Annotated in this window: 18 protein-coding genes; 10 read left to right on the forward strand and 8 right to left on the reverse strand. The window is 61.4% G+C overall.

Features of this window, described 5'->3' with window-relative positions; genetic code table 11:
• Nucleotides 1-2: 2 nt before the first annotated feature.
• Genes addA through tsaE form a run of 5 tightly spaced genes read right to left on the reverse strand, consistent with a single transcriptional unit; the run spans nt 3 to nt 8822 of the window.
• Complete coding sequence (gene addA / locus HY26_RS07730; protein WP_158531448.1) at nt 3-3539, reverse strand: double-strand break repair helicase AddA; 3537 nt, start codon at nt 3537-3539, stop codon at nt 3-5.
• Nucleotides 3532-6579, reverse strand: a complete 3048-nt coding sequence (gene addB / locus HY26_RS07735) for a double-strand break repair protein AddB (RefSeq protein WP_112073302.1) — start codon at nt 6577-6579, stop codon at nt 3532-3534. The genes addA and addB overlap by 8 nt, the downstream gene beginning before the upstream one ends.
• Nucleotides 6569-7294 carry a nucleotidyltransferase family protein gene (locus HY26_RS07740; RefSeq protein WP_112073303.1) on the reverse strand — a complete coding sequence of 242 codons (726 nt, stop codon included), beginning with the start codon at nt 7292-7294 and terminating at the stop codon, nt 6569-6571. Before HY26_RS07740 ends, addB begins: the two co-directional genes overlap by 11 nt.
• The gene (locus HY26_RS07745; protein WP_112073304.1) at nt 7295-8386 is read right to left on the reverse strand and encodes an aminoglycoside phosphotransferase family protein; all 1092 of its coding nucleotides are present in this window, start codon (nt 8384-8386) and stop codon (nt 7295-7297) included.
• Nucleotides 8376-8822, reverse strand: a complete 447-nt coding sequence (gene tsaE / locus HY26_RS07750) for a tRNA (adenosine(37)-N6)-threonylcarbamoyltransferase complex ATPase subunit type 1 TsaE (protein ID WP_051600161.1) — start codon at nt 8820-8822, stop codon at nt 8376-8378. The genes HY26_RS07745 and tsaE overlap by 11 nt, the downstream gene beginning before the upstream one ends.
• Nucleotides 8823-8959: 137 nt before the next feature.
• On the opposite strand from tsaE, the gene HY26_RS07755 reads away from it, so the two are divergent.
• The 3 genes from HY26_RS07755 (at nt 8960) to HY26_RS07765 (ending at nt 11477) form a co-directional block, all read left to right on the forward strand.
• Nucleotides 8960-10207 (forward strand): NAD(P)/FAD-dependent oxidoreductase, encoded by a 1248-nt coding sequence (locus HY26_RS07755; RefSeq protein ID WP_112073305.1) that lies wholly within the window; start codon nt 8960-8962, stop codon nt 10205-10207.
• 16 nt (nt 10208-10223) lie between these two features.
• Nucleotides 10224-10544 (forward strand): 2Fe-2S iron-sulfur cluster-binding protein, encoded by a 321-nt coding sequence (locus HY26_RS07760; RefSeq protein ID WP_034767742.1) that lies wholly within the window; start codon nt 10224-10226, stop codon nt 10542-10544.
• A gap of 144 nt (nt 10545-10688) precedes the next feature.
• Entirely contained in the window at nt 10689-11477 is a 789-nt protein-coding gene (locus HY26_RS07765; RefSeq protein WP_112073306.1) for a thioesterase family protein, read from the forward strand.
• A 3-nt stretch (nt 11478-11480) separates the two neighbouring features.
• On the opposite strand, the gene HY26_RS07770 is transcribed toward HY26_RS07765, so the two are convergent.
• Nucleotides 11481-12443, reverse strand: coding sequence for a hypothetical protein (locus tag HY26_RS07770; RefSeq protein WP_034767732.1), 963 nt, complete (start codon nt 12441-12443; stop codon nt 11481-11483).
• A 146-nt stretch (nt 12444-12589) separates the two neighbouring features.
• On the opposite strand from HY26_RS07770, the gene ychF reads away from it, so the two are divergent.
• Complete coding sequence (gene ychF / locus HY26_RS07775) at nt 12590-13687, forward strand: redox-regulated ATPase YchF (RefSeq protein ID WP_034767731.1); 1098 nt, start codon at nt 12590-12592, stop codon at nt 13685-13687.
• 24 nt (nt 13688-13711) lie between these two features.
• Here ychF and HY26_RS07780 read toward each other — a convergent pair whose 3' ends face one another.
• Both HY26_RS07780 and HY26_RS07785 read right to left on the reverse strand, forming a co-directional pair.
• The gene (locus HY26_RS07780; RefSeq protein WP_034767728.1) at nt 13712-14149 is read right to left on the reverse strand and encodes a nuclear transport factor 2 family protein; all 438 of its coding nucleotides are present in this window, start codon (nt 14147-14149) and stop codon (nt 13712-13714) included.
• Between the two features lie 59 nt (nt 14150-14208).
• Nucleotides 14209-14817 carry a helix-turn-helix domain-containing protein gene (locus HY26_RS07785; protein WP_034767726.1) on the reverse strand — a complete coding sequence of 203 codons (609 nt, stop codon included), beginning with the start codon at nt 14815-14817 and terminating at the stop codon, nt 14209-14211.
• 219 nt (nt 14818-15036) lie between these two features.
• Here HY26_RS07785 and HY26_RS07790 point away from each other — a divergent pair, with 219 nt between their 5' ends.
• The 6 genes from HY26_RS07790 to HY26_RS07815 all read left to right on the forward strand — a co-directional run bounded on the left by HY26_RS07790 (nt 15037) and on the right by HY26_RS07815 (nt 23345).
• Nucleotides 15037-16203, forward strand: a complete 1167-nt coding sequence (locus HY26_RS07790) for an acyl-CoA dehydrogenase family protein (protein WP_112073307.1) — start codon at nt 15037-15039, stop codon at nt 16201-16203.
• Nucleotides 16200-16979 carry an enoyl-CoA hydratase/isomerase family protein gene (locus HY26_RS07795; protein ID WP_112073308.1) on the forward strand — a complete coding sequence of 260 codons (780 nt, stop codon included), beginning with the start codon at nt 16200-16202 and terminating at the stop codon, nt 16977-16979. Before HY26_RS07790 ends, HY26_RS07795 begins: the two co-directional genes overlap by 4 nt.
• A gap of 117 nt (nt 16980-17096) precedes the next feature.
• Entirely contained in the window at nt 17097-18890 is a 1794-nt protein-coding gene (locus tag HY26_RS07800; RefSeq protein WP_112073309.1) for an FAD-dependent oxidoreductase, read from the forward strand.
• Nucleotides 18887-20698, forward strand: coding sequence for a 2-oxoacid:acceptor oxidoreductase subunit alpha (locus HY26_RS07805; protein WP_112073310.1), 1812 nt, complete (start codon nt 18887-18889; stop codon nt 20696-20698). Before HY26_RS07800 ends, HY26_RS07805 begins: the two co-directional genes overlap by 4 nt.
• Nucleotides 20695-21750: a 2-oxoacid:ferredoxin oxidoreductase subunit beta gene (locus tag HY26_RS07810; protein WP_034767714.1), complete on the forward strand. Its 1056-nt coding sequence runs from the start codon at nt 20695-20697 to the stop codon at nt 21748-21750. Before HY26_RS07805 ends, HY26_RS07810 begins: the two co-directional genes overlap by 4 nt.
• Nucleotides 21751-21827: 77 nt before the next feature.
• On the forward strand, nt 21828-23345 hold the full coding sequence (locus tag HY26_RS07815; protein ID WP_065383243.1) for a trypsin-like serine protease: 1518 nt from the start codon (nt 21828-21830) through the stop codon (nt 23343-23345).
• The last annotated feature ends 6 nt before the right edge of the window (nt 23346-23351 follow it).

Consider the following 23351-nt stretch of genomic DNA (forward strand, 5'->3'; position numbering starts at 1 on the left):
AGTCAAACCTCGCTGCCAGCACGCTTTAGCGCGGCTAAAAGCATGTCTTCCGGCAGCGGCATGAGTTTTGGCCCGTCTGTCCAACAGAGCGCGGCCCGCACCGTTCGGTCCGGCCAGGCCTCTCGCAGCACCGCCCAATAAGCCGCCATCTGCAGCATATAGCTCTCCCCGACGCCTTCCGGCGTATCCGGCGCGGGCTGGTCCGTCTTGAAATCGACGATGAGGACTTCCTTGTCGGAGACCACCAGCCGGTCGACCCGGCCATTGATCACCACGCCTTCCGGCAGATGCTTTTCCGAGCTGCCGATGATCGCCGCTTCGGCTCGTCCGCCGGGGGCGAAGACGCCGGCCATGGCTGGATCCTGCAGCATGCAAAGCGCGGCGGATAGCATCTCTTGGCGCTCGCCTTCCTCCAGCGAGGCATCCCGAGCAAGGAAATGACGCCCCACGGCCTCGCGGTCAGCTTCCGGAACATCCGGCAGGTATTGCAGCAGGGCGTGGATCAGACGGCCGCGCTTCAGGCGGGCCTCACGCCCTTCCCCAAACGGCGCCATGACTGGCATATCCCGGCCGAGCAGGCTGGTCGGCGCACTGAATTTTCGGCGGGCGGCAACGGGCGTGTCTTCCACCTGCTTCAGCGCCCAATCCGGATACCCTGCTTTCGCTTCGTCCCTCTGACCTCCCTTTGGCACCGTCTTCGGCGCCACGCCGAACCACCGGATTTCATCGCGCGCCTCACCCTCGGCCGGGACGAGCTTGTCCATCGCGTTCAAGCAGAGCGAGTACCAGGACCGGTCGTGATAGCCGCCGCCCTTCTGGCCGCCATACCAATGGCCCGCAATGATGAGCCGGTCCTGTGCCCGGGTCAGCGCCACGTACAGTAAGCGGCGGTGTTCTTCCTCGGCGCGCGCATCGGCCAGTGCGCGAGCGGCCGTCACTTCCGCCAGTTCTCCGTCCTTGCGCGGCGACCAGACGGGCACGCCGTCGATCTCATGGATGCTGCCGCCGGAAGGCTTCGGCGCGCTGGTTGTATCCGGCAGGATGACGACCGGCGCCTGCAGGCCCTTGGCGCCGTGGACGGTCATGACGCGGATTTCCCGTTCCGGCGCAGCAAGATCCCGCTTGATCTCCACCTCTCCCGCCTCCATGCGCGCGATGAAGCATTGCAGCGAGGCGGGCTCGGTCGAGTCGAAAGCGATGGCTTCGGCGACCAGCGCCTCGACCGGATCGCGCGCCGGATGACCAAGGCGGGCATTCAGCTTTTCCCAGCCTGTCTGTCCATCTGCCTGCGGAACGTCCAGCACAGCGGTAAGGAAGTCGAATGGCGGCAGATGCGCGTTGGTGATCAGGCCTTTCAGGAAGCCTGCTGCGACCTGCACGTCAGCATTGGTGCTGGCCTGCACGCGCTGCCAGAGCGTTTCGCCTCGCCGTCGGCCGCTCGCCAGATCGAACAGGTAGCGGTCATCATCCACGAGGCCGAGGAACGGTCCGCGCAGGATTTCAGCCAGCGTCAGGTCCCGCTCCGGGAGCGCAGCAAAGCGCATCAGGTTCAGGCAGTCCTGCACACCGATATGATCGCCCAACTTCAGCCGGTCGGCGCCAGCCACAGGCAGTCCCTGCGCCTTCAGGGCACCGATCATCGCATCAAAGAGACCACCTGTACGCCCGCGCACGAGGATCAGAATATCTTCCGGCCGGACCGGGCGCTGTACCCAGCCCTCCCCCGTATCGGCCCAGACGCTTTTGCCCGCGTCGATCATCGCCCGAACGGCTTTGGCCACATCGGTGGCCAGACGTGCCTTTGGCGAGGACGACCGCATGGCGTTGACCGGACGCGCCCATGCGTCTTCGTCGGTCTCTTCTTCCTTCGGTGGGATGGGCCAGAGTTCAATGGAGCCGTGTTGGTCCGACCGCCAGGAAACGTGATGGACGAGATTGCTTTCTTCCGCTGACATCTCCGCCGGTGCATTCGGAATGGGCGGCGCTTCGTTCCAGACCGTGTCGACATATTCCAGCACTTCCGGCCCTGACCGGAAGGACATTTCCATTGTCTCTTTCAAAAGGTCCGAATTGCGGGACAGGAACTGGTGGTACTGCTTGAGCAGCTGAGATGGATCGGCGCCCTGGAAGGAATAAATCGACTGTTTCTCGTCGCCGACAACGAACAGGGTACGCGGGTCCTGCGCCCGCTCGATCCCCTGACCGGCGTCGAACTCCCCGGTCAGCGCATCGACCAGTTCCCACTGTGTGGGGCTCGTATCCTGCGCCTCGTCGAGCAGCAGATGCGAGAGGCCACCATCCAGCTTGTAGAGCACCCAGTCGGACATGCCCGTCGCGGTCAGAAGGATACGGGTGTGTTCGATCAGGTCGTCGAAGTCGAGCGCGGCGCGGGCCCGTTTCAGGGCGCGGTAACGCTCCAGAGCCGGAAGGCCAACGCGGATCATGGCGGAGGTGCGTGCGAAGGCGGCGGCCCGATTCAGCCGGTCCTCCAGTTTCAACATCCGGTGCGTTTCCTCGCCGAAGCCGTCCTTCATCTGGAACAAGCTGGCGACCATCGGAAGGGCGTCAGCCATGCCTTTCGTGTACGGATTTGACGCCCGGAGGTCGCCGCTCGCGGTGCGGAAGACAGACCGGTAGATTGCCCAGCGCTCGCCCGCATCCTGTGCGGCGAGCACAGCCATCAGCTTCTCGCCTGTCGTAACGTCGGTTTTGGCGCCTGTCAGCAGGAGTTCAGCCACCGTACGGATATCTGCCACCGGAAGCGCCTCACCCATGGCGAGCTCCAGCAACTCGGTGACCGATGCCTCCGGCGCCTTCAAGCGGTCGCGCAGGACGTCGTCCATCCTGTCGAGGTCTCCGTCATGGTGCTCAGCGAAGCGCAGGACGGTCGTGCCGATGCTGCGCAGCGTGTCGAGCGCCAGCATTGCGCCTTCATGCCCGCCTTCGAGGGCCAGAAGGTCCAGCAGGTCAGGCATGTTCTCCTGCGCGGCCATCACCGCTTCGCTGCGTGCCTCATTCCACAGCGCGAAGGCTTCATCTTCCTCGATTTCCGTGAAGCCGGGGAAGACGCCGGCCTCCAGCGGGAAGCGCCGCAAGACGCGGGCGCAGAAGGCGTGGATGGTTTCGATGCGCAGGCCGCCCGGTGTCTCAAGCGCATTCGCGAACAAGGCCCGGGCGACCTGAAGGTCTTCGGCGTTGTAGTCGCTGATCTTACGGCCCTGCAGCTGCGCGAGCTTCTTCCGCAGCGGGTCATCTTCCATCACCGACCATTGGCCGAGCGTCTTGAAGAGACGCGAAAGCATCTCGCTCGCTGCAGCTTTGGTGTAGGTGATGCAGAGGATGGAATCAGGCTTCGCGCCCAGGCGCCCATCCGGCCGCCGCAGCAGAAGACGCGCGACACGGTCGATCAGCACCTTGGTCTTGCCGGAACCGGCATTGGCCATAACGAAGGCCGAATGCATCGGGTCGGCCGAGCGGGCCTGCACCTGGACGGCCTTGCGGAAGTCCTCCGTATCCGGCGGTGTCACGATGTCACTCATCGCCGCCCCCGTCTTCCGTGTCGCCTGCCCACTCGGCCCGGCGGGCGAGGCGGTTGTACCCATTGTCGTATTTCACGAACTGGACACGCGGGGCGGACAGGAAAGCCGAGTCGTCTTCGCGATAGGCGGCGATCAGGCGCAAGAGCCCCTCTTCGGCTGTCTTAGCGAGTTCATCCGGCGTTGCCTGCAGGGCGCGGCTTTGGCCGATCACGCGCGCATTTGGTTTCGCCTTGAACGCCACATATTCGAGACTGGACACATTGGCGGCGGGAATGCCTTCATAACCGCCCTTGCCCGCGATCAGTGCCTGTAGCGGCATCTGCTGGCTGAGCTCGGTGGCGATCTCCTTGTCCGAGGGCGGATTGCCTGTCTTGAAATCGATTACGATCAGGCTGCCGTCGGGTTGTCTTTCGATCCGGTCGGCCATCGCGGATAGTGTGAAAGGTGCGCCCTTGATATCGAAATCGAGGCGGCCTTTGACTTCCAGCTTCGGCTTGCCATCGACCCGGCGCGCCGCCCGCCAACCGAGATACCAGTCCGACATCTGCCCCAGAACGGCCCGGCGAGCTGCGAGCACAGCGTCCGGCTCCCCTGCGGCTGACAAATTTTGCAAAAGCAGAGAAACGAGATGCATGGCTGTCTTTGGGGCGCCATCTTCCTCGAAATCTTCCAAAGCCTTGTGGATCGCCGTGCCACGCGGGGCTGGGCCAAGCTCGGCATTCATCGGATCGACCGTTACGAGCTTCAGGACCTGTTCGGCCCAGATCGCATAGGGATCTCGCTGCAGCGTATCGATCCGCGTAACGGACAATCTCTGCGGCCAGCCTTCCGGGCGGCGGCGCGGCTTGGGCTCGACCGGAAAATCCTTGTCCAGCGTGTTCGTGCCACGGTCGCGCAGAGCGAGCGCCCATTCGAGCGGATTATCTCCATCCGGCGACAGAGCATCTTTCGCCGCACCGCCAAGCGCACCTTCGGCCAGCGTTTTCAGCCGCCAGACCCAGCGCGAGGCGACGGCAGGCGCATCGTTGCGGCGGAGCGAATGCAGCATCGTGACCTTCGGCGCGCAGGCAAGCTGCGCGAAGTCATGTGCTGACAGGCCGACCCGGTCTTCGGGGTCACTGATTCCAAGATCCTTGCGGAACCGGCGCGGCAGGAAGGCATCGGCCGGCGGGCGCTGCGGCCAGACATCCTCGTTCAGGCCTGCCAGGATGATGTGGCTGGCAGACTGGAGACGTGCTTCCAGCGGGCCCCAAATGGCGAGGCGCGGATGTTCGGAGACCCCGGCACTGACCGTGCGCTGCGCAGCATCGGCCTCGATCAGTTCAGAGAAGGCGTGCGGAGGCATCGGCGCGAGATAATCGGCAAGCTCGGCAACATGTTCCATCATGGTCGTGGCGGAGCGGCCGTCTTCCCCGGCCCAGGGGAATGGCGTCTGGCTGACGCGCGCGGCCAGTGCTGCGATGCGTTCGGCGATCTTGCGACCCGACATGGGTGCCTGACCGGACAGGTCTGCACCTGTCTCCTCAAAAGCCGCGAGGATCTGTTCGACCAATCTTTCGGCAATCGTCTGATCCTCGTCGGAGAAACCGGCATACGGATCCAACTCATTCCGGGTCCGGATGGAATAGAGCAGATCATACAGAGATCGCCAATTGCGCGCCCCGCGCAGGAAATAGCGATCAAGCGTATCGGCGCCTTCGAAGCCGCGCACGAAGGGATGCTTCAGCACCGCACTCAGTATCACAGGCTCCGCTGGATCCAGCACCCAGCGGGCACAGAGGCCAATCAGGCTTCCTGCGGTGGTCTGGCCAAGCGGGCTGCCGGAGGACGGCGGCACATTCAGACCCCAGCGTTTCAGCACGCCGCTGACCCGCCGCGCAAGCGTCGCATCGGGTGTCACCAGCGCAGCCGTCTCCCCCGGGTGCTCCATCACGTGGCGTAACAACAGGGCGGCTGTCTCTGCCTCAACCGCATCGTCCGGCGCTTCGATGACGGTCAAGCCGTCCAACGCCGAAAGGGCGAAGTCTTCTTTCTCTGTACCGAGGGCGGCGGCCAGCGTGTCGAGCGTTCGGCGCCAGTCGGCCGTCGACTCTGCCGGTGCCAGTGCCTCATGGATCATGCGGCGGCGGGCTTCGGCTTTCCGGGCGCCGTCAGTGCCGGGCCAGATGCCGACGTCGGCGGGTGAGACATTCAGGTCCCGTAATGTATCGAACAGGATGTGCTGCGGGTGGCTGACCGAGTCGGCGATCACCGCGCGGGCGTCCTCATCAGCATGCATGTCGAGGCCCGGCAGCACGACGAGCCCTTTCGGCAAACTCATGGCCACCTTCATCAGGATACGGCCGGCAGGTGTCGCACCGGTCGAACCTGCGATCAGCACCGGCGCCGCTGGGGGGGCTTCCTCCCAGCGTTTCACCATGATCCGAGCGGCCGCGATATCGCGCAGGAAAGGATCACTCTCGCCGTTCTCGGCCAGCCAGTCCGGCCAGCTCTCGGATATGATCTTCAGGAATTTGACCGACTGTTCCCAGTGCTGAGCCAGTTCAGCCGAGTCCGCGAGGTCCGGCAAGCTGGACCAGTCCACATGCTCACTGAGCGCGGCCTGCTCCATCAGGCGGCTCAGCTCCTGCGCGGCAGCCAGCGCCGATGCCGCGGGAGGGGTGATGCCATAAGCGTTCTCGTAGAACGCCTGCACCAGATGTGTCAGCGCACCGAGACGGCGGGCGGCAGACATCGCAGGCGGAAGACCGGAACGGGCAGCATCTACCGATGGCGCTTCGTCTGCCTCAATGTCGCCTAGCGTGCGGATGTCCGGCGGCAGGATCGGCTTTTCACCGCTCGCATCGTAGAGCACGCGTGCCAGCACGCGCGCCGAACGCCGGTTGGGGACATAGATAATGGCATCCGCCAGCGCTTCGGGATTGTCCTTGAGCCCCGCTTCATCCGCTAGCGTATTTGCCAGCGCCCGCAGGAAGTCTGTTCCCGGAGGAATCGTGTAAACGCGGGAAGCGCCGGAGAACAATCCGTCACTATCCGCCATGGCAGGCCAGCCACATTTCGGCGTCCTTCAGCGCCTGAGGATCGCCGACATGAAGCCAGAACCGGTCAAGCACGACACCATGCAGGCGCTTCTGCTCGATCAGCGGGGCCCAGACACGAAGCGCCGTAAAGCGCTCGATCGGTTCGTTGTCGTAGAGCTGAGGCCGGATCATGCGAAGGCCGCAATAGGCATAAGGCGCGCTGGATGCGTCGCCGCGCCGGGTCATGGCACCATCTTCGTGGCGGAAGAAATCGCCCGGCCCGCCGAAACCCAGTGTGCGCCCTGTGTCAGCGACCAGCAGAAGCGCATCCATAGCCGATGGGTCAAATGCTTCCGCCAAGGCCTGAATCGGTTCGGCGCCGGATGGTTCCCAGAACGCGTCCGTATTGGCAACGAGGATCGGGTCGTCTCCCAGAAGCGGCCGGGCCTTGGCCAGCGCGCCGCCTGTCTCAAGCACTTCGCCGCGCTCGTCCGAGATGATGATCTCGATATCGGTGCGATCATTCAGGTACGCTTCCACCTGGTCTGCCAGATAGTGAACGTTGACGATAGCGCGCTTCACGCCTGCGGCGGCCAGCGGATCCAGCATCCGGTCGATCAGTGCCTTGCCGCGTACTTCGATCAGCGGCTTAGGACAGTCGACCGTCAGGGGCCGCATGCGCGTGCCAAGACCGGCAGCGAGCACCATGGCGGTGTGCGGAACTGGTACGCTCATTCAGAAGCCCTCGAAAACAAATGGGGTCGTCCGCCGCACGAAGGCGTTCAAGTCCTTAAGCGCCGGATGTGACAGATTTCGGGCGAGGATGGCCAGCTGGCGCGGCTGAAAGAGGCCATAACGCGGCTTGCCATCGCGGTGCTGGAGGCGGGAGAAGACACCTGCGATGCGCAGGGCATTCAGCGCGCCGATCACGGCCAGACGCTCGTCGAAAGCTTCGCGCGATTTACCGGTCTGATCCAGATAGTGGCGGATCGCTGCTTCGGCTGCCTCCGGTGAAACGGCCCGGCGGGCATCCTGTGTCAGCATCGCCATGTCCCAGGCATCCCAACCACGCACGGCGTCCTGGAAGTCAAGCAGGCCGACTTCGCCATTGCCGAGCCAGAGCAGGTTTTCAGCGTGGAAGTCCCGCAGCGTGAAAGTCCTTGGAAACTCCATCGCCTGCGCGATCAGCTGGTCGCGCACCTTTTCCCATTCTTCCCGTTCAGCCCCTTCCAAAGCCCCGTCGCCTCGCTCGGCCCGCAGCCAGTCGGCATAGAGATCAGCATTTGAGACGAGCGCCAGCCGGTCGAAATCGAGGATCGGCCAGACGTCGGCGCCGTTCGACAAAGTGCTGGGAGCATCTTCGCGGTGCAGGTCCGCAAGGATATCCGCAGATGTGACATAAGCGGTGAGCTCGTCGACGTTGCCTGCCTCGATCTGGCGGGCAATTTCGAGGTTCTCCCCGAAATCCTCAATCAGGGCGAAGCCGTGCGCGCTGTCATGCGCGATGATTTCCGGTGCCCGGAAGCCGCGATGGCGCAGATAGGACGCGATCAGGACGAAGGCATCTACCCGGGATGCAGCGAGGCGCGTCGAGGCATTCCAGCCCATGGCGATACGCGTCGCTTCATCAGCGTCCGGCGGGCAGGCGCTGTCTTCAACGTTCGGGGCGTCCATCAGCATCGCCCGCGTGCCATCCGGCCTTACGAGGCGGATATATCGCCTGGTCGACGCATCCTGCCCGAGCGGGAAACGCGCCGCATCATCCCAGCCTGCGCGGGTCAGAAAGGCGTTCATGTCCGCCGCGCGGCCTGCTTCGTCAAAACCCATGGAGACGTGTCTGCCAGCCTTCGCCGCGCGGTTCCAGTGTCACACGCCGGCCTTCCCCAAGGAAATCGATGGTCACGTCGAGGCGCCATTCCGGCAGGTGGCTCCCTGCCCGGTCCGGCCACTCGACAAGGGCAATGCCGTCCGGCGTCTCGTCCCAGCCAAGCTCGACCAGTTCGTCAGGCGATTTCAGACGGTAGAGATCGAAATGCCAGATCGGGAGAGGCCCGGAATCATACAGCTGAACGAGCGTATAAGTCGGGCTTGGTACATCCATCGTCCCACTATAGTCCGCGATAAGTCCGCGGGAGAATGTGGTTTTTCCGGCGCCAAGATCCCCAAAAAGGGCGATCACGTCCCCTGCCTGGAGCAATCGGGCAACACGTGCCCCCACGTCACGCAGGGCAGTCTCATCTGGACATTCAAGAATCACTGTCATCTCATGCATATAAAGGCGCTGCGCCAATTCGTGCCATGGATTCACGGCGCCTTGCACTGTAACTGGCCTGCATATAAAAGGCTAAAAACGTGACGCATGCGTCATAAATAAATTCAGGCCTTGAGGGAGGTACCAGTTTGGATCTTTCAGACGCATCGCAGATCGTCCTGATCGGCGGCGGGCAGGCTGCCGCGCAAGCCGTGCAGTCCCTGCGGATGGGAGGCTATACTGGCAAGCTGGTGCTTGTGGGGGACGAACCCGCGCTGCCTTACCAGCGTCCGCCCCTGTCAAAAGCCTATATGAAGGGAGAGTTCGCTGAAGAGCGCCTCTTCTTCAAACCAGCGGCCTGGTACGAAGACAATGGCGTCGAACTGATCCTCTCCACCCGTGCCACGAAGATCGACCGCGCTGCGCAGATTGTCGAACTCGAACACGGCGCGATGCTGAACTATGACGCACTGATCCTGTGCACTGGCTCCCGTCCGCGTCCTCTGCCTGCTAAGGGCTCAGATCTTGAAAACGTTTTCGATTTGCGTGGCCTCGCCGATGTCGATCGGATCCAACCGAACATGGTATCCGGCCGACGGCTGGTGATCATCGGCGCCGGCTATATCGGCCTCGAAGCCGCTGCGGTCGCCCGCCAGATGGGGCTGGAAGTGACTGTCCTTGAGATGGCGGAGCGCGTGCTGGCCCGCGTCACCAGCCCGACAATGAGCGCATTCTACGAAAAGGAACACCGCGCACAGGGCGCTACGATCCTGACCGGCGCCCGGCTGGACCATCTGGAAGGCGAAGACGGAAAGGTCAGCGCCGCGGTCCTGGCTGACGGGACCAAGCTGCCTGCAGACATAGTGCTGGTGGGTATCGGAATCCTGCCGAATATCGAACTCGCCAAGGATGCGGGCCTCACCATCGATAACGGCATCGCGACCGACCGCGACGCCCGCACGTCCGATCCGCGCATCTTCGCAGCGGGTGACTGCGCCAGCCGGCCGCTCATCCACTATGGACACGCCGGCCGCCTCGAAAGCGTTCACAACGCCATCGAACAGGGCAAGCTGGCCGCGGCTGCCATCCTCGGCAAACCGCGCCCGCCGGAAGACTGCCCGTGGTTCTGGTCGGACCAGTACGACCTTAAACTGCAGATCGCCGGCCTCAATCAGGGCCACGATGAAATCGTTGTTCGCGGCAATCCGGATGACCGGAAATTTGCCGTCTTTTATCTGCGTAACGGCACGCTGATCGCGGTCGACGCGGTGAACAGCCCGCCGGAATTTCTGGCGTCCAAGAAATTGATCATGACAGGCGCAAAGATTGCACCTGATATGCTCAAGGATACGTCCATCTCAATGAAAGACATCGCTGCGGCCGCCGCCACAGCCTAAGGAGACCAAAAAGCCGATGCCGAAGATTACCTATATCGACCACGATGGAACCGAACGCACTGTCGAGGCGAAGAACGGCGAGTCCGTGATGGAAGCCGCAATCAAGAACTCCATTCCCGGCATTGATGCTGACTGCGGCGGCGCCTGCGCCTGCGCAACCTGCCACGTCTATGTGGACAACGCCTTCATGGATAAAGTGGGCGAGCAGCAGGAAATGGAAAAGTCGATGCTCGACTTCGCCGAGAACGTTCAGGAAAACTCCCGCCTGTCCTGCCAGATCACCGTTTCCGACGAGCTAGACGGCCTGCGTGTGACCACACCGGAGAGCCAGCACTAGGCTCTTCGCATTCTGAAAATGTTGCGCCCCGGTCCATCAGGCCGGGGTGTTTCATTTCTGCCGCCGCTCTCCTAGCGGCACGGGTTGGTTCCGAAAAGGAATGCGGGTAGGCAAGTATCAATTCCGCAACTACGGACGCCCGCCATGAATTACACCGATCTTCTCGCCTCCATTGCCTTTGGCACAGACCAGTCATCTCGCGTCACCGTTCCGGAAGACTGGATGCAGGGCCGCACAACCTATGGCGGCCTGACCGCTGCGCTTTGCCTCAAAGCTGCCCTGCCACTGGCAGGTGATCGTCCGCTGCGGTCTGCCCAGATCGCTTTTGTCGGACCGGCATCCGGTGAGCTGGTCTCCGTACCGACCGTCCTGCGCGAGGGCAAGAACACGGCCTTCATCTCCGTCCGCATGACCGGGCCGGAGGGAATCGTTGCGGAGTGCATCTTCGCCTTCGGGGCCGCGCGGGAATCGAGCCTCGACTTCTCCAATATGATCGCCCCCGTTGTCACGCTGCCGGACGAGACAAAACAGTTCTTCCCGGATGAGCGCCGCCGCCCCGCCTTCTCGCATCACTTCAATGTGCGCCTCGCCAAGGGCGGCCGACCGATCAGCGGCGCGCAGGATGGTGAGATTGTCCTCTGGCTCCGTCACAGGGACGAAACGGCCCCGATGGATGCCGTCACCCTGTTGTCGATCGCAGACTCACCGCCGCCAGCAGCCCTGTCGATGCTGACCGCTCCCGGCCGCATCAGTTCTATGACCTGGATGGCGGAATTCCTGACGGACGACATCTCCACCGAAGACGGCTGGTTCCTGGCCCAGCACATCGCCCAGACCGCGCAGCAGGGCTATTCCAGCCAGGCCATGCGCCTCTGGAATTCGAAGGGCGAACCGATGATGGTCGGCCGCCAGACCATCGCAGTGTTCGGCTAAGGCCTACTCGTCTTCCGGCGGCGTGGTGTCATCGATGATCGGGCCGTGACCCATGCCGATATCGACCGGGCCCTGTTCGATGAACTCTACCATTTCGCGCGGCACAGTCCCGGCGGGACAGGCTGCGACGACCGGCTGAGCATTGCCGATAGCCGGCATCCGGGCATCCACGCGCTCCACCGGCTGGGACCGGACAACAAGGCTGAACAGGAAGATTGCAGCGATGGCAGCGCCAATCGCAGCGATCGTCCAGTTGCCGTACACAGGATCTTCGTCGGGCTGAACCACTGTGGTTGGGGCCGTACGCGCGCTTGCAGATGCGCGCGCGACCGCGGCGGAGACGCCGGTCGTGGGTCTGGCCGCATGCTGGCCATTACCGTTCCGGATCGTTGTCGCGGCTTTGGACGCAGCTTCAGCAGCTTCCTTGGCGGGTTCCGGCTTGATACCGAGAGCCTTCTCGCGCTTCTGCCGCTCTGCAATTGCCAGCGGGTCATCGGCATGCGCTTCGAGCCAGGCTTCCCGGCCTTCGTCATCCTTTGAGCCAAGCTTCATCCAGGCACGAAGGTCAGACCGGCCCGTACGCTCTGCGAGTTCCTCAACCAGCTTGTAGAAGCCTTCCGGCATCTTGCGGGAGGTGAAGCCCTCAAGCGCAAAACGCTTGGCCTTGCGATAGGGTTCGTAAGGAATGGTCTTGTCGATGCCGGCATGCACCAGCATCCCATCCCGGGAATTGCCGACGGCCGCAGCCGCACGCACCCAGTCATTCTTCACAGAATTTTCGGACCACAGGACCAGCATGTTGCCGGACTTTCCGGCATCGCGCGCATCCTTCGCGTCGAAAATATCATCCTCCGTTTGTTTCTGATTGAAACGAACGGTGAATTTCAGCGAGCGGAGACGACGGGCGACCAGTTTCGCCATGTCGAAGTCTTCCGGCACAGTTACGAGAAAGACGTCATAAGCCATGCATTCTGCCTTGCATTTCGTGGGCCAACCTTACCCAAAGCCCCCCTGTTGAACACCCAATTCCGCTGTCAGGAGAGAAAACCGCCTGTTTTTCCTGCGGGAATAGGGCTATGGCCCCCTCGAAATCTAAGTTTAAGGAGGCCGGAATGGGCTTCAAATGCGGGATCGTGGGCCTGCCGAATGTTGGCAAATCCACGCTTTTCAACGCCCTGACACAGACCGCCGCGGCACAAGCGGCGAACTATCCGTTCTGCACGATTGAGCCGAACGTGGGCGAAGTGGCCGTTCCGGAGCCGCGCCTGGCTGAACTCGCAAAAGTCGCTGGCTCAAAGGAAATCATTCCGGCGCGCATGAACTTTGTCGACATCGCGGGCCTCGTCGAAGGTGCGAGTCAGGGCGAAGGCCTCGGCAACAAGTTCCTCGCCAATATCCGCGAAACCGACGCCATCATCTATGTGCTGCGCTGCTTCGACAACGACGACATCACCCATGTCCGCGGCACGATCGACCCGGTCGCGGACTTCGAAGTCGTCGAGACCGAACTGATGCTCGCGGACCTCGAAAGCCTCGAGAAGCGCAAACAGAACGTCATCAAGAAGGCCAATTCCGGCGACAAGGAAGCCAAGGCACAGGTAGCGCTGATCGACCTCGCTCTCAATGAGCTGAAGGAAGGCCGCCCTGCCCGGCGCGCCGATGTGCCGAAGGATGACCTTAAAGCCTGGAACATGCTTCAACTGCTGACGTCGAAGCCGATCCTTTTCGTGGCCAATGTGGACGAAGCCAGCGCTGCGACGGGCAACGACTATTCCAAGCGCGTCGAGGAACGCGCCAGGGAAGAAGGCGCAGGCTGTGTCGTGATCTCAGCCCAGATCGAGTCCGAACTGGCGGTGCTCGACGAGCCGGACCGTACCGAATTCCTGGAAACACTGGGGCTGGAAGAACCCGGCCTGACCCGTCTGATCCACGCCGGTTACGATCTGCTGGACCTGCAGACCTATTTCACGGTCGGCCCGAAGGAAGCCCGCGCCTGGACCATCCGCAGGGGCTGGACCGCGCCGAAAGCCGCCGGTGTCATCCATGGCGACTTCGAGAAAGGCTTCATCCGCGCCGAGACGATCACATATGACGACTATGTCGCGTGCGGGGGCGAAGCCGGCGCCAAGGAAGCTGGCAAGATGCGGGCGGAAGGCAAGGAATATGTCGTGCAGGACGGCGACGTGATGCACTTCCGCTTCAATGTCTGACCGGCACCGACGGTTCGGCCAGCCTCAATCGAGCCATTCATCGGGAATGGTGACACCGGCGCGCTCATTGTCCCAAGCGATGCTGAGGATCTGCCAAGAGTCTGCAAGTCGGGCCATCGTAATGAAGTTCACTCCTCGGGAATGGATTTCACGATCGCCGACACGGTAGATGGTTTGGTAAACGCTGCGTACCTGCGCAACAGAGCCCAGCCGCGCACATTCGTGCCCGATCTCTGATTCCTCGAAAGCGGCGCCCGCCAGGTTTTCCTCGGCGGTTTTGATATATTCGTCGAAAGTCAGGCATTGATTTGCCGGCAGCGTATCGATGGCAACGCCTGTTCGGGTCATGGTTGCGCGGGGGTGATACAGCGGCCGGATACTCTCCCAGTCCCGCTCGCCTGAAGGCTGCGAGATCACATCGTAAATTGCTTTCATCATCCCACGGCTGTCCAGGTCACTCATGCCATCGCTCCGTCAATATCGTTGTGTTTCTATGCCTGCCGAACACAGAGTCTGGAGGCTCAATCATCGCCACCGACAGCTTTTTCGTGCAGCGGCGTCAGTGTCCAGGCGAACGCGATCAGGGGCTGGTCCATATCGCGCTCTTCCCAGAGGATCTCAGCGATCCGCTCAATATAGCCATTGATTTCCCGAAGGGATTCCGCGCTTGGCCTGTTGATCAGGCGGAAAAATCCGAGATTGCGCTCCGGACCCTCGAGCTGCGCATCCGGGTGCGTCAGTCCCTGAACAAAATCCCGGTGTGCCTGCCGGCAAATCGCACCGACAGTCCGGTCTATGGTTTCGTGATTGCCCGGATCCGCGAGGGCCTTCTGCAAACGCATACGCGGAGCCCGCGTGGCGTAGAGCACTTCAGTCCGCCGGTTTGAGATCTGGGTCCCGGTCTCCACGACCAGCTCGGCCTTCACCAGCATATTGATATGATAATAAATCGAGGATGGCTGGCGTCCCATCGATGCCGCCAGTTGCTTGATCGACATCTGTCCGTTTCCAACGAGGTGGTCGACAATATCCATCCTAACGGTCGAAGCCATACATTCAAGCTGGTCCTTCCGGAGAACCCAGTAAGTGTCCTGGTCTTCCGTCCCGCTCTTGCTGCTCAATCCTGCCATGAAACAAGTTCCCCTTTTCCCAAAGCCCCTGCATCCACAAGGCACTCCGGTCACCTCTCCCCGATAAGGCACTATAACGCCGGGTTCCAGACTTCGGGAGTTTTTGACACCTGGATACCTTTCCCCAAGGTCATGAGGTTTGCCGCCTTGCCCGACTCTTTCCCTTGTGGCGTTCTGCCGTGCAAAGTCACCAAAATAAGGTGATAGGAGGAGCGTAATATGAAGTTTGAACTGGACGAAGAGCACAGGATGCTTGCCGATCTCGTCCAGCGCTTCGTGCGGGATGAGCTAATGCCCCTTGAAGGCGCAGTGCTCGAACGCGAAGCCAGCGGCCAAGGCGCCTACCTGACACCGGAAGAGCGCCAGAGGCTGGACAAGGTTTCAAAGGAACTTGGCCTGTGGAGCCTCGATGCGCCGGAAAATGCCGGTGGCATGGGCATGCCGCACGTGGCCCTGGTGGCGGTCAACGAAGCGCTCGGCTCCACAGTCGCGACCTATACGCTTCCGCCGGATTCACCGAATCTTCGCATGCTTATGACGACGGTGAACGAGCAGCAGAAGAAAGCCTATCTGGAGCCCTACGCCCGCGGCGAGACCATCTCCGCCATCGGGATTTCCGAACCCGGCGCCGGCGCCGATCCCGCTGGGATGATCACGCGAGCTGTGCGCGACGGGGATGACTGGATCATCAATGGCCGCAAGATCTGGATCACCCGGGCGGCTGAAGCCGACTTCACAATCCTCATGGCGATCACCGACAAGGAGAAGAAAGCGCGCGGCGGCATGTCAGCCTTTCTCGTCGACCGTGACACGCCGGGCTTCAATGTCCTGCGGCGCATCCCGATGCTGGGCGGCGAGTTTACCTACGAAGTGACACTGGAAGACTGCCGCGTGCCCGGCTGGAAACTGCTGGGCGAGGAAGGCCAGGGATTTGGCCCGATGCAGGTGCGACTTGGCACCCGCCGCATGGAGATGGCCGCCTGGTGTATCGGCGCGGCGCAACGTGCGCTCGACATGATGCGGGAATATGCACCCCAGCGGAAAACGTTCGGTCACAAATTGTCTGAGCGCCAGTCGATCCAGTGGTGGGTCGCCGATGGTGCCGCCAAGATCCATGCGGCTCGCCTGATGGCGTATGATTGCGCGTGGAAGATCGATCAGGGCCGCGACGTGCGCACAGAGATCTCAATGATCAAGTTCTACGCCACCGAAATGGCGCAGGAGATCATCGACAACGCCATGCAGTGTTTCGGCGCGATGGGCATGACCAAGGAAATGCCGCTGCATCTGTTTGCAGGCCGTATTCGCAACATGCGTATTTATGACGGGCCATCCGAAGTGCACCGGATGGTCGTCGCCCGGAACCTTATGGATACCCGCCCATGACGCACTCGATCGCTGTGCGCGAAGTCGGTCATGTGACCGAGATCGTGTTCTCCAATCCGCCGAACAATCACGCCAATGTGGGTCTGCTCCGAGAGATCGGAGAGGTCCTTCTGACACTGGACGCACAACCCGAGTGCCGGGCCATCGTGCTCGCCTCGGAGGGCAAGGCTTTCTGTGCGGGGGCGGACCTTGCCAATGATGAACGCGGCGGAGGCGTCGGAGGATCCGGTGATGACCCGGTTCGAGAATTCTATGACCAGGCCCTGCGTATCTACGAAGCCAAAAAGCCAATCGTCGCGGCAATTCAAGGGGCCGCCGTCGGTGCTGGCCTTGGCCTTGCGGTTGCGGCTGACTTCCGGATCGCTGCACCAGAGGCACGGTTTGTCGCCAATTTCACGCGGCTGGCCTTCCACCCGGGCTTTGCGCTCAGCGCGACCCTGCCCCGCCTGCTGGGCCCGCAGAAAGCTGCGCTGATGTTGCTGACATCCCGGAGGATCAAAGGGGAAGAAGCTGTCGCAATGGGCCTGGCGGATGAACTGGTTCCGCTCGCAGACGTACGCACTGCCGCTCACAAGCTCGCGGCCGAAATAGCAGAGGGCGGGCCTTTGGGCGTCTTGGCAACCCGGAAAACCCTTCGCACCGGTCTCTATGAGACGGTTCGGGATACGCTGGCCCACGAACATGAAGAACAATGGAAACTGCGCGCAACAGAAGACCATCAGGAAGGCATCCGGTCTGTCGCAGAGCGCCGGCCGGGTAACTTCAAAGGCCGCTGACGTGCCGAGTTCCTTTTCCCACATCACAGGTCTCGTACCTGTTGTCGCAACCGGCAGGAGGTCATTGATGCCGCCGGTCTGTGTCGCTAGTCTTTTCTCCGGAGGAAGCGGGCAAATATGAAACCAACAGACACGAGCAATCCCGACTACTTTCACAAAGTCGTCGATTGCCAATGGGCCTGCCCGGCACACACACCGGTCCCGGCATATATCCGTCTCATCGCGCAGGGGCGTTACAGCGACGCCTACCTGCTAAACAGGGATTCCAACGTGTTCCCGGGTATCCTGGGCCGCGTCTGTGACCGGCCATGTGAGCCAGCCTGCCGGCGGACTCGCGTGGATGGCGAGCCGGTGGCGATCTGCCGCCTGAAACGTGTGGCAGCCGACCATCGTGATGATGTGACGAGCCGCCTTCCGCAGAAGCCGGATCAGACGAACGGCAAGAGAATCGCGCTGATTGGCGCAGGCCCGGCGAGCTTCACGGTGGCGAACGACCTCGCCCCGCTTGGCTACGAGTGCACCATTTTCGAGAAACTGCCTGAAGCCGGCGGCCTGATGCGCGCCAACATTCCGGCCTTCCGCCTGCCCGAGAAAGTGCTGAACGAAGAGCTGCAGTACATTCTCGACATGGGCGTCGAGTTGAAGCTCAACACGCCAATCTCCAGCATGAAGGCACTGCTGGATGAGGGGTGGGACGCGGTCTTCGTCGGCACCGGCGCGCCGAAGGGCAAGGACCTGCACCTGCCCGGCCGCGAAGAGGCGGACGAAAATATTCACATCGGCATCGACTGGCTGGAATCGGTCGCGTTCGAACATATCGACGAAATCGGCAAGAATGTCTTGATCATCGGCGTCGGCAACACCGCCATGGACTGCTGCCGCACCTCCCTTCGTCTTGGGGCGGACAATGTGAAAGTCATGGCGCGCAAGCCACGTAATTTCTTCAAGGCCTCCGAATGGGAACTGGAAGATGCCGAGGAAGAGAACATCCAGATCGTCGTGAACCATTCGCCAAAAACCTTTGTCACCGAGAATGGCAAACTGGTTGGCATGACGTTCGAGCTGATGGAGTACGATGTTGACGACAAGGGCGAGATCACCGGCCAGCGGGTGATCGGTGAAGAGACCCTGCCCTGCGACGATGTCATCCTCGCCATCGGGCAGGAGAATGCCTTCCCATGGATCGAAAATGATGCCGGCATCGAGTTCGGCAAATGGGATGTGCCTGTTGTCGATGAGGAGACTTTCGAGTCCACCCGTAAAGGCGTCTTCTTCGGCGGTGACTCCGCGTTCGGTCCGAAGAACATCATCTGGGCCGTGGAGCACGGTCATCAGGCGGCAATCTCGATTCACCGGCACTGCCAGGGCCTCGGCCTGCGTGATCGGGCACCTCGTGAAGTCGAGCTGCAATCTGCCAAGATGGGCATGTTTGAATGGCGTTACTCGAATGCTTACACCGCGGCCGAACGCCGCGAGATGGAGCATGTCGCGCTTGTGGACCGGTTCCAGCGCCTGAACATCGAGGTCGAGCTCGGCTTCAATGCCGAACAGATCGCCGTCGAAGTCCAGCGCTGCCTGAACTGTGATGTGCAGACTGTCTTCGAAGCGCCGCTCTGCGAAGAGTGCGATGCATGTATCGATGTCTGCCCGGTCGAGTGCCTCAGCATCACGCCTGACGCCGACAGCGAAGCGGAATTACGTGCTTCGCTCACGCAGCCGGAAGCTCCGGAAGAGCAATCCCTCTTCGTATCAAATCCCCTGCCGCTGACCGGCCGGGTGATGATCAAAGATGAAAACGTTTGCCTGCACTGCGGCCTGTGCGCCGAGCGCTGCCCCACATCTGCCTGGGACATGAAGGAAGGCGTGATCAAAATTCCCCATGCGGACGACCAAGTGGAGACCGTGGCATGAACGGACCCGGCATCAATGATTTCACCCTGCGTATCGCAACGGTGAACGGCACAGGCTCGGCCAGTGCAAACGGCCTGCTGATGAAGGCTATTTTCCGGATGGGTGTGCCCGTGGTGGGCAAGAACATTTTCCCATCCAATATTCAGGGTTTGCCGACCTGGTATGAGATCCGCGTGACGGGTGATGGCTATGCCGGACGCGACGGCGAGACCCATTTCGTTATCGCGATGAACCCTGAGACGTATGCGGATGACCTGGCAGAACTCGCCCCTGACGGTGTCCTGCTTTATGACTCGACCTGGCCGCGTCCGCAACTTCTTTCCCGCCCGGACGTCACTGTCCTGGGGGCGCCGCTGTCGGCCATGTGCAATGAGGCGTTCAAGGCCGCACGCTCGCGCATCCTGATGAAGAACATGGCCTATGTCGGCGCTGCCGCAGCGCTGTTGAACCTTGATCTTGGCGTGATTGAGCAATTGGTCATCGAGATGTTCGCGGGCAAGGAAAAGCTCATCCCGCTGAACATGCAGGCCGTTGCACTCGGCCACGATTACGCCAAGCAGAACTTCAAGTGTCCGCTGGATTTCCGCGTCAGCCCGCTGGACAAGACCAAGGGCAAGGTGATGATCGACGGCAACACGGCGGCCGGTATCGGCGCCGTCTTCGGCGGGGCGACCTTCGGCGCCTGGTACCCTATTACGCCGTCTACGTCGCTGATGGATGCCTTCCAGAAATATTGCGAAGAGCTCCGTGTCGACCCCGAAACCGGACAGAACAATTTCTGTATCCTGCAGGCGGAAGATGAATTGGCAGCAGCAGGCCTCACCATCGGCGCGGCTTGGGCAGGTGCCCGCGGCTTTACACCGACCTCAGGCCCCGGCGTGTCGCTGATGAGCGAATTCATCGGATTTGCGTACTATACCGAAGTACCGTTGGTGATATGCGATATCCAAAGGGTCGGTCCGTCCACCGGCATGCCCACACGGACACAGCAATGCGACATCCAGCTCTGCGCCTATGCCTCGCACGGCGACACACGCCACCTCGTTCTCTTCCCGGCCCATCCCGGTGAATGTTTCGAATTCTCGGCCAAGGCGCTCGACCTTGCCGAACGCTTCCAGACCCCGGTCTTTTTCCTGTCCGATATCGACATCGGCATGAATGACTGGATGGTCGACGAACTGACCTGGCCGGAAGATTATGTGCCTGACCGCGGCAAAGTTCTTGATGCAGAACAGCTTGAGGAAATCGACGCGTTCTATCGCTATCTGGATGTAGACGGAGATACGATTCCTTACCGCACTTTGCCGGGAACACACCCGAAGGGCGCCTACTTCCTGCGTGGCTCCGGCCATACAAAACTTGGCCGTTACACGGAAAAAGGCCCTGAATACAAGGAAGTCATCGACCGGCTTTACGAAAAATGGAAACGCGCTGCTGCCTTCATGCCTGAGCCGGTTGTGAAAAAGGCCGACCGACCGGCCCGCTATGGCATGATCGCCATCGGCAGCTCGGATGCCGCCGTGACCGAAGCCCGTGACCGTCTGGAAGCTGCCGGCGTCCCGGTCGACTACATGCGTGTTCGCGGTTTCCCGTTCAGCGATGATGTCGCCGCTTTTGTCGAAGCGCACGAGGAAGTCTTCGTTGTTGAGCAGAACCGCGACGCACAGCTGATGAATTTGTTGATCACGGAAACCAGCGCCGCCAAGGAGAAACTGGTGCCCGTGCTGCACTATTCCGGCGAGCCGCTGAACTACCGTTTCGTCTTTGAGGCAGTGGAAACCGCCCTGAAAGTGAGGAAGATCGCATGACCTCCTTCGTCAAACCCAAGATCCGCAGACTGAACGAGCCGACCAACGGACTCGGAAAAACACGCGCCGACTATGATGGCGCCATGTCGACTCTGTGCGCCGGTTGCGGACATGACAGCGTAACCGCCGCCCTTGCCCGCGCTTTCTATGAACTTTCGACCGATCCGAAAGATGTGGTGAAAGTGTCCGGCATCGGGTGCTCTTCCAAGACGACCACCTATTTCCTGAAGGACGCGCACGGCGCCAACACGGTACATGGGCGCATGCCGTCCTTTGCCACCGGCGCAGCCGCGGTGAACAAGAACCTCACCTATGTCGGCGTGTCCGGCGACGGTGACAGCCTGTCCATCGGGCTTGGCCAGATGGCCCACGCGATCCGGCGCAATGTCGACATGATCTATATGCTGGAGAATAATGGCGTATACGGACTGACAAAAGGCCAGTTTTCGGCCTCCAGCGATGTCGGCTCCAAGGCCAAGAAAGGCGCTACCAACATGCTGCCGCCGATCGATCCGGCGATCATGGCACTGTCCATCGGCGCGACTTTCGTGGCGCGCAGCTTCTCCGGTGACAAGGCTCAGCTGGTCTCGCTGATCAAGGCCGGCATCGCGCATCGCGGCTTCGCCCTGATCGATGTCATCTCGCCCTGCGTCAGCTTCAACGACCACAAGGGCTCCACCAAATCCTACGCCCACACCTATCAATATTACCACAAGGCCGTGCACGCCGATTACGTGCCACCGAGCGAGGAAATTACGGCAGCCTATGACGAGGGTGAGACCATGCCGGTGGAACTGCACGATGGCGGATCGATCCTGCTGCGCAAGCTGGACAAGGATTACGACCCGACCAACCGGGCTTCAGCGATGGAAAAACTTCTTGAGAGCCAGCAGACGCAGGAGATCCTGACCGGCCTGCTCTACATCGACGAATCCCGCCCTGCGATGGCGGAGCACAAGAAACTGCCGGACACGCCGCTCCACTCGCTTCCTTACTCGAAACTCAATCCGGGGGCTGAAGCGCTGCGCAAGATCCAGGAGGAATTCCGCTGATCTTTCCCTCAGGCTGGTAAGCTTCGCGAGGCCTGTTAGACTTACCGCGCCTGTAACGTTCAGGGTGGGAGAGTGAAGTGCGAAAACCCTTTTTTCTACAACCGCTTAGCGGTCTGTTCGTTTTGGCACTCGTCGCCTTCACGGGCGTCGCGACAGCACAACCGGATTCGTTTCCGGAAGAAGACCCAAGCTGGCCCCGGACCGAATTTTCGATCTCGGACGATGAAGCCGGCACCAAGGGCTTCAATACACAGCCCGCCCGAAAAGAAGACTGGCCTTACTTCGCAGCCCTGCGCGGCACCCGGGATGGAGTGGTCACGTATGATTGTGGCGGGACGGCCATCTCGTCCAGATGGGTGCTGACTGCTGCGCATTGCGTCGAGGGCGCTGCGAAAAATGCCGCGACCGGAAAATGGGAACGACCGGGGTCTGGCGCGCTCCAACTGGTGCTCGGCCCGAAAGACCTGAAGACGGTCACACCGGCCAATGTCTACAATGCAGCGGACGTGCGCATCGCGCCCAATTTCACGCGTGGTGGCGAGAACAAAGTTCCGGTGAATGACATCGCTCTTGTGAAGCTGGACCGGCCATGGACCGGGCCGGTCGTCCGGCTGTCGGCCAGCAGCGCTTCAGATGTCGACCGCTTCTTCGGGCCGGCCTACTTCGCCGGGTTCGGCAAGACCGACATGCGTCAGGCATCGCCAGAACGCTACACATCCGCCGAAGGCCCGTTCGCTGCGTATACAGATATCCTTGGCAATGCGATGATCCCGACGCGCAGTCCGGAAGCCTGCAGCAATGTCTACCAGGTCGAAGCCTATGACAGCGCAGGCATGATCTGCGCCGGGTATGACACCGGCATTATCGATTCCTGCCAGGGCGATAGCGGCGGGCCTCTAATCGCCCGGGATTTCGCTGGCCGTGTCTACCAGATCGGCATCGTCAGCTATGGTGAAAGCTGCGGTGTCCGCGGAAAGCCCGCCGTCTACACGCGCATTTCCGGTTTCAAAGACTTCGTCCGGTCCGTCGTATCCGACGCGGTCTTCGTGGATGCCAAACCGGAGAAGACGGTCTACATGACCAAAGCCGGACTGGAGAACCTCATCCGGACGCTCAAACCCGCAGAAGGCAAGGTCAGCGTCCGCATCAATGATGGCGGCTCGGAATTCCGCTCCGGCGAGCGAGTTCGTATTTTCATTGATCCATCGATCAAGGGCCGTCTGTGGGTATTTGATCTGGATCCGTCCGGTACGGTTAGTTGCTTGTTCCCATGCAATGCCGGCGAAGTGGAAACGGCGCTGGTGGAGCCTCAACAGTCCGTTGTCCTGCCGCCCGGCGGCGTCTCCATCAGTATTTCGCCCCCCACCGTTCCGGGCGACAGCACTCTGGCCGCGTTCGTCCTGCCGGAAAGGATGGCCCTCATCGGCGATACATTGCCGGACCTCAGCCGGACGAAAGGACCGATCCGGACGGTCTGGCAATCCTACTCGGATATTCTCGTCTTCGAAGTACGCGATGCCATGTCGGATGCGCCCTCGTCAGACCCCTTCGCCAATACGGGCATGGGTTTGCTCACTTACAGCGTCAGTGAATGAAGGCCG

Source organism: Hyphomonas sp. GM-8P, from assembly GCF_003263315.1.
Classification (GTDB): Bacteria; Pseudomonadota; Alphaproteobacteria; order Caulobacterales; family Hyphomonadaceae; genus Hyphomonas.

Bases quoted from the DNA above. Each gene is read 5' to 3' on its own strand.
- tsaE (WP_051600161.1), bottom strand. From the start codon at position 8,822: ATGACAGTGATTCTTGAATGTCCAGATGAGACTGCCCTGCGTGACGTG.
- HY26_RS07795 (WP_112073308.1), top strand. From the start codon at position 16,200: ATGACGCACTCGATCGCTGTGCGCGAAGTCGGTCATGTGACCGAGATC.
- HY26_RS07760 (WP_034767742.1), top strand. From the start codon at position 10,224: ATGCCGAAGATTACCTATATCGACCACGATGGAACCGAACGCACTGTC.
- HY26_RS07785 (WP_034767726.1), bottom strand. From the start codon at position 14,817: ATGGCAGGATTGAGCAGCAAGAGCGGGACGGAAGACCAGGACACTTAC.
- HY26_RS07800 (WP_112073309.1), top strand. From the start codon at position 17,097: ATGAAACCAACAGACACGAGCAATCCCGACTACTTTCACAAAGTCGTC.
- HY26_RS07805 (WP_112073310.1), top strand. From the start codon at position 18,887: ATGAACGGACCCGGCATCAATGATTTCACCCTGCGTATCGCAACGGTG.
- addB (WP_112073302.1), bottom strand. From the start codon at position 6,579: ATGGCGGATAGTGACGGATTGTTCTCCGGCGCTTCCCGCGTTTACACG.
- HY26_RS07745 (WP_112073304.1), bottom strand. From the start codon at position 8,386: ATGGGTTTTGACGAAGCAGGCCGCGCGGCGGACATGAACGCCTTTCTG.
- HY26_RS07740 (WP_112073303.1), bottom strand. From the start codon at position 7,294: ATGAGCGTACCAGTTCCGCACACCGCCATGGTGCTCGCTGCCGGTCTT.
- HY26_RS07765 (WP_112073306.1), top strand. From the start codon at position 10,689: ATGAATTACACCGATCTTCTCGCCTCCATTGCCTTTGGCACAGACCAG.
- addA (WP_158531448.1), bottom strand. From the start codon at position 3,539: ATGAGTGACATCGTGACACCGCCGGATACGGAGGACTTCCGCAAGGCC.
- HY26_RS07790 (WP_112073307.1), top strand. From the start codon at position 15,037: ATGAAGTTTGAACTGGACGAAGAGCACAGGATGCTTGCCGATCTCGTC.
- HY26_RS07770 (WP_034767732.1), bottom strand. From the start codon at position 12,443: ATGGCTTATGACGTCTTTCTCGTAACTGTGCCGGAAGACTTCGACATG.
- HY26_RS07780 (WP_034767728.1), bottom strand. From the start codon at position 14,149: ATGAGTGACCTGGACAGCCGTGGGATGATGAAAGCAATTTACGATGTG.
- ychF (WP_034767731.1), top strand. From the start codon at position 12,590: ATGGGCTTCAAATGCGGGATCGTGGGCCTGCCGAATGTTGGCAAATCC.
- HY26_RS07810 (WP_034767714.1), top strand. From the start codon at position 20,695: ATGACCTCCTTCGTCAAACCCAAGATCCGCAGACTGAACGAGCCGACC.